At 45.9% G+C, this 17,526-nt stretch carries 13 protein-coding genes; 11 read left to right on the forward strand and 2 right to left on the reverse strand.

Annotation, left to right across the window (positions count from 1 at the left end; translation table 11 throughout):
• Positions 1-35: 35 nt before the first annotated feature.
• Together prmB and aroC are read left to right on the forward strand one after the other, a co-directional pair.
• The gene (gene prmB / locus R7D93_RS04335; RefSeq protein ID WP_005380541.1) at positions 36-968 is read left to right on the forward strand and encodes a 50S ribosomal protein L3 N(5)-glutamine methyltransferase; all 933 of its coding nucleotides are present in this window, start codon (positions 36-38) and stop codon (positions 966-968) included.
• A 180-nt stretch (positions 969-1,148) separates the two neighbouring features.
• Entirely contained in the window at positions 1,149-2,234 is a 1,086-nt protein-coding gene (aroC, locus tag R7D93_RS04340) for a chorismate synthase (RefSeq protein WP_033907375.1), read from the forward strand.
• A gap of 223 nt (positions 2,235-2,457) precedes the next feature.
• Here aroC and R7D93_RS04345 read toward each other — a convergent pair whose 3' ends face one another.
• Positions 2,458-3,081 (reverse strand): trimeric intracellular cation channel family protein, encoded by a 624-nt coding sequence (locus R7D93_RS04345; RefSeq protein ID WP_005380544.1) that lies wholly within the window; start codon positions 3,079-3,081, stop codon positions 2,458-2,460.
• A gap of 332 nt (positions 3,082-3,413) precedes the next feature.
• Here R7D93_RS04345 and R7D93_RS04350 point away from each other — a divergent pair, with 332 nt between their 5' ends.
• The 3 genes from R7D93_RS04350 (at position 3,414) to R7D93_RS04360 (ending at position 4,904) form a co-directional block, all read left to right on the forward strand.
• Positions 3,414-3,944 carry an elongation factor P hydroxylase gene (locus R7D93_RS04350; protein ID WP_005380546.1) on the forward strand — a complete coding sequence of 177 codons (531 nt, stop codon included), beginning with the start codon at positions 3,414-3,416 and terminating at the stop codon, positions 3,942-3,944.
• 25 nt (positions 3,945-3,969) lie between these two features.
• Positions 3,970-4,233 (forward strand): YfcL family protein, encoded by a 264-nt coding sequence (locus R7D93_RS04355; protein ID WP_005380548.1) that lies wholly within the window; start codon positions 3,970-3,972, stop codon positions 4,231-4,233.
• 146 nt (positions 4,234-4,379) lie between these two features.
• Entirely contained in the window at positions 4,380-4,904 is a 525-nt protein-coding gene (locus tag R7D93_RS04360; RefSeq protein ID WP_005380552.1) for an NADPH-dependent FMN reductase, read from the forward strand.
• A gap of 76 nt (positions 4,905-4,980) precedes the next feature.
• Here the strand turns inward: R7D93_RS04360 and mnmC are convergent, their stop codons facing one another.
• On the reverse strand, positions 4,981-6,999 hold the full coding sequence (mnmC, locus tag R7D93_RS04365; RefSeq protein ID WP_213868040.1) for a bifunctional tRNA (5-methylaminomethyl-2-thiouridine)(34)-methyltransferase MnmD/FAD-dependent 5-carboxymethylaminomethyl-2-thiouridine(34) oxidoreductase MnmC: 2,019 nt from the start codon (positions 6,997-6,999) through the stop codon (positions 4,981-4,983).
• A 128-nt stretch (positions 7,000-7,127) separates the two neighbouring features.
• Between mnmC and fabB the strand changes: the two genes are divergently transcribed.
• From fabB to accD, 6 genes are all read left to right on the forward strand, one after another.
• Entirely contained in the window at positions 7,128-8,339 is a 1,212-nt protein-coding gene (gene fabB, locus R7D93_RS04370) for a beta-ketoacyl-ACP synthase I (RefSeq protein WP_005380557.1), read from the forward strand.
• 340 nt (positions 8,340-8,679) lie between these two features.
• On the forward strand, positions 8,680-9,813 hold the full coding sequence (locus R7D93_RS04375) for a 4-phosphoerythronate dehydrogenase (protein ID WP_005380560.1): 1,134 nt from the start codon (positions 8,680-8,682) through the stop codon (positions 9,811-9,813).
• On the forward strand, positions 9,810-10,823 hold the full coding sequence (locus R7D93_RS04380; RefSeq protein ID WP_005380562.1) for an aspartate-semialdehyde dehydrogenase: 1,014 nt from the start codon (positions 9,810-9,812) through the stop codon (positions 10,821-10,823). Before R7D93_RS04375 ends, R7D93_RS04380 begins: the two co-directional genes overlap by 4 nt.
• Positions 10,824-11,020: 197 nt before the next feature.
• Positions 11,021-15,460 carry a FimV/HubP family polar landmark protein gene (locus R7D93_RS04385; protein WP_225495510.1) on the forward strand — a complete coding sequence of 1,480 codons (4,440 nt, stop codon included), beginning with the start codon at positions 11,021-11,023 and terminating at the stop codon, positions 15,458-15,460.
• Between the two features lie 142 nt (positions 15,461-15,602).
• Positions 15,603-16,397, forward strand: a complete 795-nt coding sequence (truA, locus tag R7D93_RS04390) for a tRNA pseudouridine(38-40) synthase TruA (protein WP_225495509.1) — start codon at positions 15,603-15,605, stop codon at positions 16,395-16,397.
• Between the two features lie 197 nt (positions 16,398-16,594).
• The gene (accD, locus tag R7D93_RS04395; RefSeq protein ID WP_005380583.1) at positions 16,595-17,521 is read left to right on the forward strand and encodes an acetyl-CoA carboxylase, carboxyltransferase subunit beta; all 927 of its coding nucleotides are present in this window, start codon (positions 16,595-16,597) and stop codon (positions 17,519-17,521) included.
• The last annotated feature ends 5 nt before the right edge of the window (positions 17,522-17,526 follow it).

A 17,526-nucleotide genomic window follows, 5' to 3' on the forward strand; every position in this document is an offset into this window, starting at 1 on the left:
TATTGGCAGTATTGTAGCGCTTTTCGGAGGCAATTTTGGATAAGATTTTTGTAGAAGAAGCGGTATCGGAACTGCATACCCTTCAAGATATGATTCGTTGGACGGTAAGCCGCTTTAATGCAGCGAACCTGTTTTACGGTCATGGTACTGATAATGCGTGGGATGAAGCGGTTCAGCTTATCCTGCCAACCTTATACTTGCCGATTGATGTGCCTCCGCACGTATTGAACTCTCGCCTAACGACAAGCGAGCGTCTGCGTATTGTTGAGCGCGTAGTAAAACGCATCAACGAGCGTACGCCAACAGCATACCTAACAAACAAAGCATGGTTCTGCGGTCTTGAGTTCTTCGTTGATGAGCGTGTACTTGTGCCACGCTCTCCTATCGGCGAATTGATTCAAGCGGAATTCCAACCTTGGTTGGTGGAAGAACCTACGCGCATCATGGACCTATGTACGGGTTCTGGTTGTATTGCGATTGCTTGTGCGCACGCTTTCCCTGAAGCAGAAGTGGATGCGATCGACATCTCTACAGATGCTCTACAAGTGGCTGAGCAAAACGTACAAGATCACGGTATGGAGCAGCAAGTGTTCCCAATTCGCTCTGATTTGTTCCGTGATCTTCCAAAAGAGAAATACAACCTGATCGTGTCTAACCCACCTTACGTGGATGAAGAAGACATGAACAGCCTGCCAGATGAGTTCACGCATGAGCCTGAGCTTGGTTTAGCCGCGGGTACGGATGGTCTAAAACTAGTGCGTCGTATTCTTGCTAACGCGCCAGATTATCTAACAGATAACGGCATTCTTATTTGTGAAGTCGGAAACTCAATGATTCATATGATGGAACAGTATCCAGAGATTCCATTTACTTGGATTGAGTTCGAGAACGGCGGTCATGGCGTATTTATGCTAACGCGTGACCAGCTGGTTGAGTGTGCAGAAGAGTTTAAACTGTACAAAGACTAATAGAGTCTTGCACTAAACATCAAAACACCGAGCTTTATGCTCGGTGTTTTTTTTATGCATACCTCGCCGATATTAACTCTTTACATCAAAACGTAATAAAGCCACTATGAATCCACGAAGAATTGGAAAGCAGCTATGCTCTGTTTTGAGAGAGCGTGGCGATAAAAACTTGAGGAAGTAATGGCAGGAAATAGTATCGGACAACATTTCCGAGTGACGACATTCGGGGAAAGTCACGGTATCGCACTGGGATGTATCGTAGACGGATGTCCTCCGGGGTTGGAAATTACAGAAGCAGATCTACAAATCGATCTCGACCGCCGTCGTCCAGGCACATCACGTTACACCACACAACGTCGTGAACCGGATGAAGTTAAAATTCTTTCTGGCGTTTTTGAAGGCAAAACCACGGGCACATCGATCGGTTTGCTAATTGAAAACACCGATCAGCGCTCAAAAGACTACTCTGACATCAAAGATAAGTTCAGACCGGGTCATGCTGATTACACTTACCACCAAAAATACGGCATCCGCGACTATCGCGGTGGCGGCCGTTCTTCAGCTCGTGAAACCGCAATGCGTGTGGCGGCTGGTGCAATCGCGAAGAAATACTTAAAAGATGAGTTTGGTGTTGAGATTCGTGCTTACTTGTCACAAATGGGTGATGTATCTATCGACAAGGTAGATTGGAGCGAAATCGAGAACAATGCATTCTTCTGCCCTGATGCTGACAAAGTAGAAGCATTTGACCAACTTATCCGTGACCTGAAAAAAGAAGGCGACTCTATTGGCGCAAAAATCCAGGTTGTGGCAACTAACGTGCCTGTTGGTCTCGGGGAACCCGTATTTGACCGTCTGGATGCAGACATCGCGCACGCACTAATGAGCATCAACGCGGTGAAAGGCGTAGAAATCGGAGACGGTTTCGAGGTGGTAAACCAAAAAGGCAGTCAGCACCGTGATACGCTTGCTCCTGAAGGTTTTGGTAGTAATCATGCGGGTGGCATTCTTGGTGGTATCTCGACTGGTCAAGACATTGTCGCAAACATTGCGCTTAAGCCAACATCAAGTATCACTGTGCCGGGTGAGACCATCACAAAAGAAGGTGAACCAACTCAGTTGATCACCAAAGGTCGTCATGACCCATGTGTGGGTATTCGTGCTGTGCCTATCGCAGAAGCGATGCTGGCTATTGTGGTGATGGATCATTTACTACGCCACCGTGGTCAAAACCATGGCGTAACAACTGAAACACCGAAGATTTAAGAGCTTTGTGTCATTCCAGCGAGCTATAGCGAGACTAGGAATCTAATTTCAGCACGATGAAAAGAGAAAGAAACATCTCTGACAACAGAGTGCTCGGATAATAGATCCTGAATCATGCTCCTTCGTCGCTGTTCAGGATGACTGAATATAAAATTATGCCACTCACTGAATCGCGGGTGGCACAATTTTATCAGGCAACCTTTTTTGTTTAAGTAGTTTTTGCTTAATGAATCGAGCCTTCGGTTTCCAAATGGAAAGAAGGCAGACGCCACTTAAAGCGTACCGCAGCCATACGCAACATGTAACCAGTAACCAGTGTAATAATAGTGGCAGTGACATCGGGAACATTGAATTCTAATAGCGCTAAGTACATTCCTGATGCGATAAGCGCGACAGAAGCGTAAAGCTCTTCATGCAGTACCAATGGTGTTTGGCGACAGATTAAGTCGCGAAGTAGCCCACCGAATACACCAGTTACTAACGCTGAAACCATACAAATACCAGGGTGCAAGCCCATGCCCATCGCAATTTTTGTTCCGATGATACTAAACACGATTAAACCTAATGCATCGAGGCGAATGAACAGACCTTTCAGCTTAATCACCCATTTCGCTAAACCTGTTGTTAGCACACCTGCAACACACGTAATTGCAAGGAACTCTGGGTTTTTTACCCAACCAAGAGGGTAGTGGCCTAATAGAATGTCACGTACGGTGCCACCACCAATGGCCGTTGCGCTGGCCACCAACATAACACCAAACCAGTCCATCTTTCTTCTACCAGCACTTAACGCACCTGTCATGGCTTCAGCCGTGATACCAATGATATACAACACACTTAGCAACATAGGGAAACACTCAACGTAAAAAGTCACTACGTTCTACGAGAATCAGCGTAGGCGAAGTAACAACACTTACAAACGGTTCTATCTCTCTTAAAAAGTGATTAAAACCAGCAACATGCTTGTAATCAAACGGCTTAAAAATAGCGGTTTGAACGGCATCAAAATAAGGCGAGAGTGTAGTGGTAAATAAGTACGCTGACGAATGAGAAATTGTATGGAGAAAGCGATGTTCAGATAAATTCAACTAATAACCAAAAATGTGGGGTTGCCTTTACCTCATAGCTAAAAACAGCGACAATATGCAGCGCATGTCAAACTGAAGTACAAACTCGACGATGACCCACGAATACCAAGACTTAATCACCATTTTTAATGACACCTTTTTAGAACAATTTAATACGAAATTAGAGTTAGGTGGTGATGAGCCTATTTATCTTCCTGCTGATGATGAACACCCTCATCATCGGATTATTTTTGCTCGGGGTTTTTACGCCTCTGCTTTACACGAGATTTCGCATTGGTGTGTGGCTGGTCCAGAGCGTCGTTTGCTGGAAGATTTTGGCTATTGGTATGAACCCGATGGGCGAACAGCAGAAGTTCAAGCGGAGTTTGAGAAAGTTGAAGTGCGACCTCAAGCTTATGAATGGATTCTGGCACAAAGCGCTGGCTTCCCTTTTACGGTGAGTTGTGACAATCTACACGGCGATTTTGAACCAGATAGGCTCGGCTTTATGAAAAAAGTGCATAAAGAAGTGCTAGGTATTTTGGACGTTGGCTTGCCTTTGCGAGTGAAAATGCTTTCTGATGCCCTGCGCGCATTTTATCAAACTAAGCCACTGGAAGCGTCGGACTTTTGCGTTAAATAACCACTAATAACCTCAGAGATACACCATGATTATTGAATTTGAAGAAAAACTACTGGAACTGATTGATGCTCGAATTGAAACAGCATCTGACGATGAATTGTTTGCTGGTGGTTATTTACGTGGTCACATCTCTTTATCCGCGGCGTCTTGTGAAGAAGAAGGGATTAGCGATATTACTGAGCTGAAGTCACGCATTGAGAGCAGCTTAGAAGATGCGCGTACCGAGTTAAGCCCGGCCGATCGCGTGATTGTCAGTGATTTGTGGCAAGAGCTTCAGGCTCAGGCTTAATCCCTAAGCAGCGTTCTCCCTTTATTTAATCCTAGTCATTTACTACTTCGAAAAATTCGAACCTCTCCATAAAATTTTTGTGGTTGTAGCGAAACTGTTCAACTTTTATTCTGATCAGCATAAAACGTGAACAAAGGATTACAACCATGAAAATTGTCGCATTTGGTGCATCTACCAGCTCTACCTCAATCAACAAACTACTTGCTACATACGCAGCAAATCAAGTCGAAGGCGCTCAAGTGAATGTTCTAGACTTAAACGATTATCAAGCGCCAATGTTTAGCGAGGACAAAGAGAAAGAAATAGGTCAAGCTGAAGGGGCTGTCGCGTTTTTACGTGACTTGGCGGAGGCTGACGCTCTCGTTGTTTCCTTCGCAGAGCACAACGGTTCGTACCCAGCGGCCTATAAAAACTTGTTCGATTGGGCGACGCGCATTGAGCGTAATGTATTTCAAAACAAACCTGTCGTTTATTTAGCAACTTCCCCAGGTCCCGGTGGTGCACAAAGTGTTCTTGCGGCGGCGACAGGTTCTGCACAATTTTTTGGCGCGGATGTAAAGGCATCGTTATCGGTGCCGAGCTTCTACGAAAATTTTGACGTGGAATCGGGTAAGGTTGTAAACCCAGAAGTGGCAGAGCAAGTGAAACAGGCAGTTGCACTGCTGAAGTAATCTCAGTACGAGCAACTTAGTGAGTTAGCGATTCCCGACACGTATCTGTGTCGGGAATTAAAACGAGAGAATACTCTTACAGCTCGGTAATGGCTTTGCCTTTTCTTAGTTTACGAACCCACATTCGACTTGGGTGAAGTTCGGTTAATACATCAACAGGTAATGGCAGCGGGTCCCCACAGATCTGGGAGGCCAACACTTCAGCTAATAGTGGTGCAGAGCTCAGTCCACGAGATCCTAAACCTAAGAAGCAGAATAGGTTAGGGTACTGATGAATGGTTTCTACCTCTTCTGCTTTTTGATTTTGTAAGTTGGCGTATTGCGTTTTGATCGTCTCAAAGTCACCCACATTTCCGACAAATGGTAAGTGATCTCGGCTAACACAACGAATACCTTGGCGAGATTGATTACCAGTGATATCTACCTCTTTTGCCCATGTTTGATTCGGTACACATTTCACTAGCTTTTCCGCATTATCTTTTTGGGCGTTTTCATCAAATTCGTAGTCAAGGTGACTGCGGTCGTAGCTTGCACCGATACACAAGTGTTGATTACTTGGGTTAACAGGTGTCATGTAACCGTCGTAACACAACACCGTTTTCAGCTGACTCAGCGTTTCGGTTGCTGGCGCATGACTGACTTGTCCTTTCACTTGTCCCATTGGTAGGGAAGCGGTTTGACTCAATGTCTGGAACTCATGGCCGTTCGCAATCACAACCGTTGAGTGCTCAAATGTTTGACCACTCGCCGTTAGTAGCCAGAGCTGACGCTTTTCATCCCAATCTAATGCCTCAACATGGTGTTCAAACTTCGTTGAGAGTAACGACGTCTGCTCCAATTGTTTAATTAACCCACGAGTTAACTCGGCAGGGCACAGCCACCCTCCCATTGGGTAGTGCACAGATGCCATATCAATAGGTAACCCGATAGTGTTCGCAGTCTCCTCGGCGGACAGCTTGTGAATGAGCTCTGGTGTGAAGTTACCCGCAAGTATTTTCTCCAGTTTGTCTGTGGATTTGTCATCCCACATCAACTGAGTCACGCCACACCAGTCATGATCAAAATCGATCTCTTGTGCTGCTTGTTCAACAAACTGACGTGCGAACAAAAATGCAGGAGCAAACACTCGTGAAACACCCGTGTGCGGGCCATTAAGCAGTGGATAAACGGCTCCTTGTCGATTGCCTGAAGCTCCTTTGGCTGGTTGTTTGTCTTTACAGTAAAGGGTGACGTTTTGGCCACGACGAACTAACGTTTTCGCTAACGCCGCGCTGGCTATACCACCACCAATGATGGCTATCGAATCAAGATTGCTAGATGCTGTGCGATTGAACCAAGGGAGATGGTTCGACTGCTTTTCACGTTGCTCCATAGAGCCGGCGATCATTTCTCGTTTAGTGCCGAAACCTTTCACCTTTTTCATTGTAAAGCCAGCTTCGTTCAAACCACGACGTACAAAGCCTGCTGCGGTAAACGTGGCAACTGTACAATCTTGCTTGGCTAGCTTTGCCATGTTGTTGAACAGGCCTTGGTTCCACATCTCTGGGTTTTTGCTTGGCGCGAATCCATCTAAGAACCAAGCATCAATCAAACCTTGTTCGTTGTATGGGACTTGCGGCATGCAGTCTTTAATGTCACCAAACCAAAGGTCGAGTGTGATTGCACCGTCTTCTAAAACAATGCGATGACACTCCGGCACAGCGGCAGGATAGTGCTTTTGTAACTTTTCCGCGTACTCAGCTAGCTCAGGCCAAGCTTCATGCGCCTTCTTTAAATCGGCTTTGCTTAATGGGTATTTTTCAAAGCTAATAAAATGCAGCTCTTTCAATGTTGCGTCCGGATGCTGACGACGAAACTCACTAAACCACTGGCATACTGCTAAGAAGTTTAATCCCGTGCCAAATCCTGTTTCACCAATGACAAAACGTCTTTGGTCAAATTCCTGCCATCTTTCTGGGAGATGATTTTGTTTTAAGAAAACGTAGCGTGTCTCTTCAAGACCGTTTACGTTAGAGAAGTAAACATCATCAAATTGGTCTGAAACCGGAGTACCAGCTTCGTTCCAACCAAGTTCTGCGTTTTTTATTGAAGTCATAATGGTGCAAATTTGTGATTTGGCGCGGTAAGAATGGGGCGATTGTACGAATTTATGGGAAAGCTGACCACTTTTGTTGACTATCTTAGTTATCATCTAGCGGATTTTTGAATTATAGGAATGTCATAATGAAACGAGTCGTAATCACCGGTATGGGTATTGTTTCAAGTATCGGTAACAACGTCGAAGAAGTTCTAGCGTCTCTTAAAGCGGGCAAATCTGGCATCACTGCATCTGAGCAGTTCAAAGAACACGGTCTTCGTTCGCAAGTATGGGGTGACCTAAAAATCAACCCGGCGGAACACATCGACCGTAAGCAGATGCGCTTTATGGGTGATGCGGCTGCTTATGCATACCTATCAATGGAGCAGGCAATCGCAGACGCTGGTCTTACAGAAGAGCAGGTTTCAAACGACCGTACCGGTATCGTTGCAGGTTCTGGCGGTGCTTCTGCATACAACCAAACGGTAGCGACAGACACGATGCGCGCCAAAGGCGTAAAGCGAGTTGGTCCTTACATGGTTCCTCGTACTATGTCTTCTACTGTTTCTGCTTGTCTTGCTACGCCATTTAAGATTCGTGGCGTGAACTACTCAATGAGCTCTGCATGTGCAACATCTGCACACTGTATCGGCCATGCTATGGAGCTTATTCAACTAGGCAAACAAGATATTGTTTTTGCTGGTGGCGGCGAAGAGCTAGATTGGTCTCAAACTATGATGTTTGATGCGATGGGCGCACTGTCAACCAAATACAATGACACGCCAGACAAAGCATCTCGTACATACGATGCAGACCGTGACGGTTTTGTTATCTCGGGCGGCGGCGGCATGCTGGTTATTGAAGAACTAGAGCACGCACTGGCACGTGGTGCGAAAATCTACGGTGAAATCGTAGGTTACGGTGCGACATCAGATGGCTACGACATGGTAGCGCCATCAGGTGAAGGCGCAATTCGTTGTATGAAGATGGCGATGCAAGACGTTGATGGTGTGGATTACATCAACACGCACGGCACATCGACACCAGTTGGTGACGTGAAAGAGCTTGGTGCTATCCAACAATTGTTTGGTGAGAACAGCCCTGCAATCTCTGCAACAAAAGCAATGACTGGCCACGCACTCGGCGCAGCGGGCGTGCACGAAGCAATTTACTCAACACTTATGCTAGACAAAAACTTCATTGCTCCAAGCATCAATATTTCAAACTTGGACGAAGCAGCACAAGGTCTGGACATCGTGACAGAAGCTCGTGATGCAGAGCTAACGACCGTAATGTCAAACAGCTTTGGCTTTGGCGGCACAAACGCAACTTTGGTTATTAAAAAGTACCAAGGTTAACTGAATTTGTTGGCGCCTTGCGAGAGTACTGTAAACGCCAACAATCCAGTTTCCAGAGCTTGATCAGTCACACTGATCGAACAGACGCAGACTCTATCCCATGGAGAGCGGGATAGGATCCTTTTGTTCTGGAACTTTGCCCGGCTATTTAGCCGGGCTTTTTCTTTTCTCTGTTTCTGCTTTTCTCTAGGCTTCCCGTCAATCGATTCTATAGGAGTTACCTCCTTGAGGTTTATTGGTGTTATATCTTGAGATTTTTCGGGAAAAGGGCACAATCGCTTTAGTTTCGCATCTTGCGAATAAACGAACTCTTACAAATGGATGTTAGAACGCTGGCGCTATGAAAATTATTGTTGATGAAAATATGCCGTATGCTGAAGAACTATTCAGCCAACTCGGTAACGTAATTCTAAAACCAGGTCGTACACTGACCGCCGATGATTTAGTGGATGTTGATGCCCTAATGATTCGCTCAGTCACCAAAGTGAATGCTGACCTGATCAGCAAAGCAAACAAGCTGAAGTTTGTTGGTACGGCCACGGCAGGCATGGATCATGTTGACCAAGCACTCTTAAAAGAGAAAGGCATTTTCTTCACTGCGGCGCCAGGGTGTAACAAAGTGGGTGTGGCGGAATACGCGTTCAGCGTGATGATGGTGCTCGCTCAGCAACAAGGTTTCTCGGTATTTGACAAGACGGTAGGTATTATTGGTGCAGGCCAAGTAGGTAGCTACCTAGAGAAATGTTTGAAAGGCATGGGTATTAAAGTTCTCATCAATGACCCATTCAAACAAGAGGCTGGTGATCCTCGTAGCTTTACTCCGTTGACAGAACTGATTGAAAGCTCAGACATCATTACACTACATACGCCAATCACCAAAGATGGCCCATACCCAACGCATCATTTGATTGATGAGAAGGTATTAAATGGTCTCCGCAGCGATCAAATTTTGATTAACGCGGCTCGAGGTCCCATCGTTGACAACGCTGCTTTGAAGCAACGTCTTTTGAAAAATGATGGCTTTACAGCGGCACTCGACGTATTTGAATTTGAACCAGAGGTTGATATGGAGCTTCTGCCTCTGCTAGCATTCGCAACCCCTCACGTTGCAGGCTACGGCTTGGAAGGGAAAGCTCGCGGTACAACGATGATTTTCAACAGCTACTGTGAGTTCTTAAATAACGAATTACGTGCGCATGCCAGCGATTTACTGCCAACCGCGCCTGTTCCTACTATGGTATTGGACAGAGCTTGGGACGAAGCAACACTGCATAACATCACGCAGTTAATCTATGATGTGCGTAGAGATGACGCTCTTTTCCGCCGTGAAATCAGTAAGCCAGGCGCTTTTGACCTGATGCGTAAAAACTACTGGGATCGCCGTGAATACAGCGCTGTCACGCTAGTGGGTAACAAAACATGTAACCTTGCTCCATTAGCAGAACTAGGTTTTCAGATTGAGGTAAGTCAATGAGCCAGCAATATAATGTTGCCATTTTAGGTGCGACCGGTGCGGTCGGTGAAACAATTTTGGATGTGCTTCAAGAGCGCAAATTCCCAGTAGGCGAAATCTTCCTACTCGCGAGTGAGCGCAGCGAAGGCAAGACTTACCGCTTCAATGGTAAAACGGTACGCGTTCAAAACGTAGAAGAGTTCGATTGGTCTCAAGCGCATATCGCACTGTTTTCTGCTGGTGGTGAGCTATCAGCCAAGTGGGCTCCAATTGCCGCTGATGAAGGCGTGATTGTTATCGACAATACATCACACTTCCGTTACGAGTACGACATTCCTCTTGTTGTGCCAGAAGTAAACCCAGAAGCGATTGCAGAGTTTCGTAACCGTAACATCATCGCGAACCCGAACTGTTCAACCATCCAAATGCTGGTGGCACTAAAACCAATTCACGATGCGGTGGGCATTGAGCGTATTAACGTATCAACTTACCAATCGGTGTCTGGTGCAGGCAAAGCGGGTATCGATGAGCTAGCAGGTCAAACGGCGAAGCTGCTAAACGGTCTGCCTGCAGACAAGAAGCAATTCTCTCAACAGATCGCGTTTAACTGCATTCCACAAATCGATCAGATGATGGAAAACGGCTACACCAAAGAAGAAATGAAAATGGTGTGGGAAACACAGAAGATCTTTAACGATCCATCAATCACAGTCAATCCAACGTGTGTACGTGTTCCTGTATTCTACGGTCACGCAGAAGCACTTCACATTGAGACTCGTTCACCTATCGATGCACAAGAAGTCGTTAACTTGCTTGAACAAACTGACGGTATCGAAGTGTTCCACGGTGAAGACTTCCCTACACAAGTTCGCGATGCGGGCGGTAAGGACCATGTAATGGTTGGTCGTATCCGTAACGATATCAGCCATCATAGCGGCGTAAACCTGTGGGTTGTTGCTGATAACGTGCGTAAAGGCGCGGCAACTAACGCGGTGCAAATCGCAGAAGTTCTGATCCGCGATTACTACTAAGTCGCTTACAGTTCATTTCAAAGCCTCGCACAGTGCGAGGCTTTTTTGTACGAACGAAACAAAATAGTGTGAGATTAGTACGAATATGGCGAGAGCCACACATTTTTTATTCTCAACGCTATAGTTTTGCATGCGATATCCGATATATTTAACCGATCACCATTTCAAATTGTATCTAGCACAAAACTGAGCCTTCTATGCGTCAAAATTATAAGCGTTTGTTAGCAGCCCTTGTGTTGATGAGCGCGACTCAGACATCATCAGTGGTTCAAGCCGAAGGAATTCGTCTTGTTGGACCGTCTGGTGAAGTGCAATCATCTCCGAGCTATGCTGAAGATATTGAGCGAGCATTACCTGCTCCTCCTGCGAATACTCAACCGTCACGTTTCTTTGGTCCGACTGGTGAAAATCAAACACTATGGTCGATCGCTTCAGAATTACGACCTTCACGCGGTGTTACCGTTCAACAAACGCTTCTTGCCATTTACCGAATTAACCCTCAAGCGTTTGAGAACCAAAACATTCATGAATTGATCCCAGGGAGTCGGCTACGAGTACCTTCTCTAGAGCAAGTGCAAAGCGCGACCACAGCGCAAGCTGTTGCGATTATGAAGGCGCATGAAGCTAAGTTAAAACAGCCGAAGCCGACAAATAGAGCGACGCCAGCACAACGAGTCACCGAGCAACCAAAGCCACAAATTAAAGTAGAACCCAAGCCTGCGACTAAGCCAGATACAGTGGCAGCAACGGAGCCAAAACCAACTCCGAAAACAATACCCGTCATCCCTGCGCCACCAGTAACCACCTCTCCGCAGGGTGAAAAGCAGGTCAGTGCGCTAAAGAACAAACTTCAAGGCTCACAAAGTGAATTAGACTCATTAGAAGAGAAGAACCATCGTCTTCGATTGATGCTGTCAGAAGTGCAAAGCGAAGTCGAAACTTTGAAAAGCGAGCTGAATGACGAAGAACGCATTCGCTCAGAAGTCGAGAAGCTGCTTGCTGAAGAACGCCAGCGCCTTGCTGAACAACAACGCATGCAACCAAGCACTATGGACAAAATTTTGTCGAATGGTTGGCTTGTTGGTCTTGCGGCATTAATTCCTGGTGCTTTGATTGCGTTGCTAGTTGTTATGCTTCTTGGTCGACGCTCTAAAGCGAAAGAGGAAGATGCGGCTGCACAGGAACAGCAAAACGTTGATCCTCTTGCGGCGCCAATCGGTTTAGCGGCGGCGGATGAGCTGGATGAAGAGCTCACGCTTGATGATGAATTGTTTGCAGATGAAGATATCAACACACAGTCTTTACAAGAAGAGAAGTCAGATTTAGAAGAAGACGTCTTTGCTAACCTCGACGATGAAGAACTTGATTTCAATCTGGAAGGGGACGATGACCCATTTGCAGATATTGGCGATGACGGTGACCTAGATGTTGGTCTGGATGAGTTTGAGTCATCGAACAATGGTATCCAAGTCAACGGCGAAGAAAAGGCGCTTGGTTTAGAAGAAATGGAGCGAGCCTTAGATGAGGTTGCTCCAGAACTAGAAGTGCTCGATGACGATGAGTCTGGCTTCGATCTTTCGGATGATACGAATGAGAAATCAGACTCGCTTTCAGACGATGCATTTGCCGAGTTACTTGCAGCCGATGAGCCGTCAGAAGAGTTACCAAGTGACACTGTCGACCAGGATATGCTTGATGACTTGTTTGCTGAACTTGGCAACGATGACTTCGATTTAGATACTGATGAGCCTGAGTTAAAACAGCCCGTTTCGGATGATGACTTTAGTGTAGGAGAGGCATCTGACGACGATATCGATAAGCTATTGGCCCAGTATGAACAACCGGCTAGTGAATCGGAAGTTCGAGAAGCTGACGCCAATGAAGGCCCTGTTCTAGATGAAAACAGTACAGAGCTACTCGATGAACTCATTGATTTTGATGAAGATGACACAGACGAGTTTGATCCACTAAACGAGCTAGAAGCAATCTCTGGTTTTGAAGGTGATGACTCGATCGAAGAGTTAGACGCAGATAGCACAGACTTACTGGATGAACTCATTGATGATGTTACCTCTGAACTTGATGAAGAGACTGAAGCTGATTTAGATCCGTTTGATGATCTGATTCGAGAGGACGAGAGCCCAGAGCAGAATAAATCGGAAGAGGAAGAGTTACTGAAATCACTTGGTTTTGGTGAGCCAGACGCCGACGAAAAGCCATCTTCCGTAGTTGAGTCAGAACAAACTCATGAAGATCAGGACATTGAGTCTGGGTTGGACATCGACGCTTTATTAAGTGAAAGCCAACCAGACACGCAACAAGCTGCAAAAGAGCAACCATTAACCGAGCCAGAGGCTGCTTCAGAGCCATTTAGCAGCGATGAATTTCTTGGTGATTTAGAGGACCTCTCACCAGAGAATGATCCTTTAATGAGCGAGCTAGACGACCTATTTGAGTCAGACAGTGAAGAGCTTCTGCCAACAGAACAAGAAAAAGCGGATTTTTCTGCTGAACTTGACGCTCTATTTGATAGTGAAGACGATTTACCGCAGCAAGTTGAAAAAACACAAACGGAGATAGAGGAAGCTTCATCACTACAACAAGAGGCTACCGATACTGATTCAACACAAGAACCATCCGTGGAGTCCGATACTGAGGTACAGCCTCACGTTGAGCAAGAGGAAGACATTCCAGCCTTCACACCGACACCAAATACAATAGAAAATGAATTCGGTGTTCCACAAGAAGAAGATTGGCTACTGGATGAACCTGAATTGGAGCCGGAAACTGAGTCGACCAACGATTCAGAAGATGAACTCAATTTTGATGAGCTAGATCTTCCAGAATTCAGCGAAGAAGACGCATTGGCGTCTATGTCGGATGAGCCGGAGTCAGAAACGTCCGAGTCCGTTGAGTCAGAACAAGTTGAAGCAGGCTTACCAACTGAATCAGAAGATGAATTCAATTTTGATGAGCTGGATCTTCCTGAGTTTAGTGAAGAAGACGCATTGGCGTCTATGGCGGATGAGCCGGAGTTAGAAACGTCCGAGTCCGTTAAACCAGAGCAAGTCGAAGCTGACTTACCAACCGAGTCCGAAGAAGAGTTCAATTTTGATGAGCTCGATTTGCCAGAGTTCAGTGAAGAAGACGCATTGGCGTCTATGACGGATGAGCCGGAGTTAGAAACGTCCGAGTCCGTTGAGCCAGAACAGGTTGAAGCCGACTTACCAACTGAATCAGAAGATGAATTCAATTTTGACGAGCTGGATCTTCCTGAGTTCAGTGAAGAAGACGCATTGGCGTCTATGACGGATGAGCCGGAGCTAGAAACGTCCGAGTCCGTTGAACCAGAACAAGTTGAAGCCGACTTGCCAACTGAATCAGAAGATGAATTCAATTTTGATGCGCTAGATCTTCCTGAGTTTAGTGAAGACGACGCATTGGCGTCTATGGCTGGCGAACCTGCGTTAGAAACGTCCGAGTCCGTTGAGCCAGAACAAGTTGAAGCCGACTTGCCAACTGAGTCCGAAGAAGAGTTCAATTTTGATGAGCTCGATTTGCCAGAGTTCAGTGAAGAAGATGCACTGGCGTCTATGGCTGGCGAACCTGCGTTAGAAACGTCCGAGTCCGTTGAGCCAGAACAGGTTGAAGCCGACTTGCCAGCTGAGTCCGAAGAAGAGTTCAATTTTGATGAGCTCGATTTGCCAGAGTTCAGCGAAGAAGATGCCTTGGCGTCGATGGAAGAAGAGCCAGAATTACCGAGCTCTGAGACTGCAGATATAGAACCAATCTCCGGTGAGGATGAAGAGTTAAGTTTTGACGACCAAGATCTTCCAGAGTTCAATGAGGAAGATGTTCTCGCGTCAATGAACGAGGGTGCGCCAGAGAGCCCTAAGGTTGAAGCAGAGACATCGAGACCAGCTATTCAAGCCGATAACGATCATGATGCTTTGTTTGAAGTATTTGCGCAGCAAAACGGCTTTGATACTGACCCAGAAGTGCAGCCAACAGCGACAGAGGGTGAGCCGCTCAGTAATTTGGATGATGAATCATCAATGGCTAACCTTCTTGCGGAAGACGCAAACTCAGAAGTATTTGAAGGTAAACTAGACAGTGACACCATCGCAAGTGCAGGTATGGATTTTGAAACCATGCTTGATGTTGGAGATGATTGGGATGGCTTTAAACCCGCTGCTGATAACGTAAGTTCTACTGAAGAAGTGCCTGAGGACCAGCGTGATGTTTGGAATTCGAGTGATGCACTAAGTCAGCCAGAGATCGCGCAAGAAAACTGGGCAGAGCAAAGCGACTTGGATGACTTCGACCCGAAGAAAAATCAATTTATGACGATTGATGAATTGATGGCTCAGGTCGACAGAGAAGGTGGTGAGTTCGAAGAAGAAGACCTTAAGCTCGATGTCGGATTGAACGAGTTTCCAGATGTTATCGGTGAGATCGGCGATATTGACGTAGATAGCAATGCTGAAGCGGCTGGGAAACTGGATTTGGCTAAAATCTATCTCGAGATGAACGATTCTCAAGGGGCGATTAAACTACTAGAAGAGGCGATTGTTTACGGTGAGGATGATATTCGCCGCGAAGCAAAAAGCCTGATTGACGCCATTAATGGCCGATAAACCGAAACAAAAGGGTAGCGTTTGCTACCCTTTTTGTGTCCCGTTAGTAGGATGCTACCTTTATGTCACCCTTGGTGAAACTGGCAACTTGAGGTGACTTGAGTATATACTTCCCGCCCCATTTTAGAGTTCGAAGGTTAAGATGAGAATCGCATTAGGTATCGAGTACAACGGTACAAACTACTTTGGTTGGCAGCGCCAAAGAGAAGTGAAAAGTGTCCAAGAAGAGCTAGAGAAAGCATTGTCCGTCGTCGCTAATCACCCAGTTGAAGTTCAGTGTGCTGGTCGGACAGACGCAGGCGTGCATGGCACGGGACAAGTTGTGCACTTTGATACCAACGTTACTCGAAAAATGGTAGCTTGGACCATGGGCGCAAACGCGAACATGCCAAGCGATATAGTGGTTCGTTGGGCTAAGGAAGTTTCAGATGATTTCCATGCAAGATTCTCAGCGACAGCTCGCCGTTATCGTTACATTATTTTCAATCATGCTTTACGTCCAGGCATCCTAAACTCGGGGGTTAGTCACTATCATGGTGAGCTCGACGAGAAAAAAATGCATGAAGCAGGGCAGTTCCTACTTGGCGAAAATGATTTTACGTCGTTTCGCGCGGCGCATTGTCAGTCTCGCAGCCCATTTCGAAACTTGATGCATCTGAACGTTACGCGCCATGGGAACTATGTGGTTATTGATATTAAAGCTAATGCGTTCGTGCATCATATGGTTCGTAATATCACGGGTAGCTTGATAAAAGTTGGACGTGGCGAAGAGAGTCCTGAATGGATCAAGTGGTTATTAGAAGCCAAAGATCGCAAACTAGCGGGTGCGACAGCGAAAGCGGAAGGTCTGTACCTGGTAGATGTAGACTACCCAGAAGAGTTTGGGTTACCTGAAGTGCCGATCGGTCCACTGTTTTTACCAGATAATTTGAACTAATTTTACAAACTTATTTCAAAATATCGGTAGTGTTTACATTGAATGTGAACGGAAAACATACGCTATTTACGATATCAAAAATAGGTACAACCAGTTTTTTATCTACAGTAGCTGCAAGATATGGTTTAATCCGTCGGTATTATGTCGAATTTATATCTTTCGCAATGAAGCGGAAGAGTTGAGAGAAAAGGTCTTCCATGAGTTGGCTTGAAAAGATTTTAGAGAAAAGCAATCTAGTAAGTTCACGCAAAGCTTCTATCCCAGAAGGTGTGTGGACTAAATGTACCTCTTGTGAACAGGTTTTATACCATGCTGAACTAGAGCGTAACTTAGAAGTTTGTCCAAAGTGTAACCATCACATGCGTATGAAAGCGCGTCGTCGTTTGGAAACATTTTTAGATGAAGGTAATCGAGTTGAATTAGGTTCTGAACTTGAGCCACAGGATAAACTGAAATTTAAAGATTCTAAGCGATACAAAGAGCGTATCTCTGCTGCACAAAAAAATAGCGGTGAGAAAGATGCGCTAGTTGTGATGCAGGGTGAATTGCTTGGTCTGCCGCTTGTGGCGTGTGCGTTTGAATTCTCCTTTATGGGTGGTTCAATGGGTTCAGTCGTTGGTGCTCGCTTTGTGAAAGCAGTGGATGCAGCCATTGAAAATAACTGTGCGCTTGTTTGTTTCTCAGCAAGTGGTGGTGCTCGTATGCAAGAGGCTTTAATGTCTCTTATGCAAATGGCAAAAACCAGTGCTGCGCTTGAGCGTTTATCAGAAAAAGGTCTGCCGTTTATTTCTGTTCTAACTGACCCTACAATGGGTGGTGTATCAGCAAGTTTGGCTATGTTGGGTGATATCAACATCGGTGAACCTAAGGCCCTCATTGGCTTTGCTGGTCGTCGTGTAATCGAGCAAACTGTACGTGAAGATCTTCCTGAAGGTTTCCAGCGTAGTGAGTTCCTACTTGATCACGGTGCTATTGATATGATCGTTGACCGTCGTGAAATGCGTCAGCGTGTGGGTGGTCTTATCGCTAAGATGACTAACCACAAGTCTCCTTTGGTGGTTTCGGTTAACGAATCTCCAAATGAAGAGCCATATTCTGTACCAGAAGCGGACGAAAAAGGGTAAAGTAT

Source organism: Vibrio sp. YT-15 (genome assembly GCF_033337445.1).
Classification (GTDB): Bacteria; Pseudomonadota; Gammaproteobacteria; order Enterobacterales; family Vibrionaceae; genus Vibrio; species Vibrio alginolyticus.

Coding starts and splice junctions, on each gene's coding strand:
- accD (WP_005380583.1), top strand. CDS start 16,595: ATGAGTTGGCTTGAAAAGATTTTAGAGAAAAGCAATCTAGTAAGTTCA.
- R7D93_RS04350 (WP_005380546.1), top strand. CDS start 3,414: ATGACCCACGAATACCAAGACTTAATCACCATTTTTAATGACACCTTT.
- aroC (WP_033907375.1), top strand. CDS start 1,149: ATGGCAGGAAATAGTATCGGACAACATTTCCGAGTGACGACATTCGGG.
- fabB (WP_005380557.1), top strand. CDS start 7,128: ATGAAACGAGTCGTAATCACCGGTATGGGTATTGTTTCAAGTATCGGT.
- truA (WP_225495509.1), top strand. CDS start 15,603: ATGAGAATCGCATTAGGTATCGAGTACAACGGTACAAACTACTTTGGT.
- R7D93_RS04380 (WP_005380562.1), top strand. CDS start 9,810: ATGAGCCAGCAATATAATGTTGCCATTTTAGGTGCGACCGGTGCGGTC.
- R7D93_RS04345 (WP_005380544.1), bottom strand. CDS start 3,081: ATGTTGCTAAGTGTGTTGTATATCATTGGTATCACGGCTGAAGCCATG.
- R7D93_RS04385 (WP_225495510.1), top strand. CDS start 11,021: ATGCGTCAAAATTATAAGCGTTTGTTAGCAGCCCTTGTGTTGATGAGC.
- R7D93_RS04375 (WP_005380560.1), top strand. CDS start 8,680: ATGAAAATTATTGTTGATGAAAATATGCCGTATGCTGAAGAACTATTC.
- R7D93_RS04360 (WP_005380552.1), top strand. CDS start 4,380: ATGAAAATTGTCGCATTTGGTGCATCTACCAGCTCTACCTCAATCAAC.
- mnmC (WP_213868040.1), bottom strand. CDS start 6,999: ATGACTTCAATAAAAAACGCAGAACTTGGTTGGAACGAAGCTGGTACT.
- R7D93_RS04355 (WP_005380548.1), top strand. CDS start 3,970: ATGATTATTGAATTTGAAGAAAAACTACTGGAACTGATTGATGCTCGA.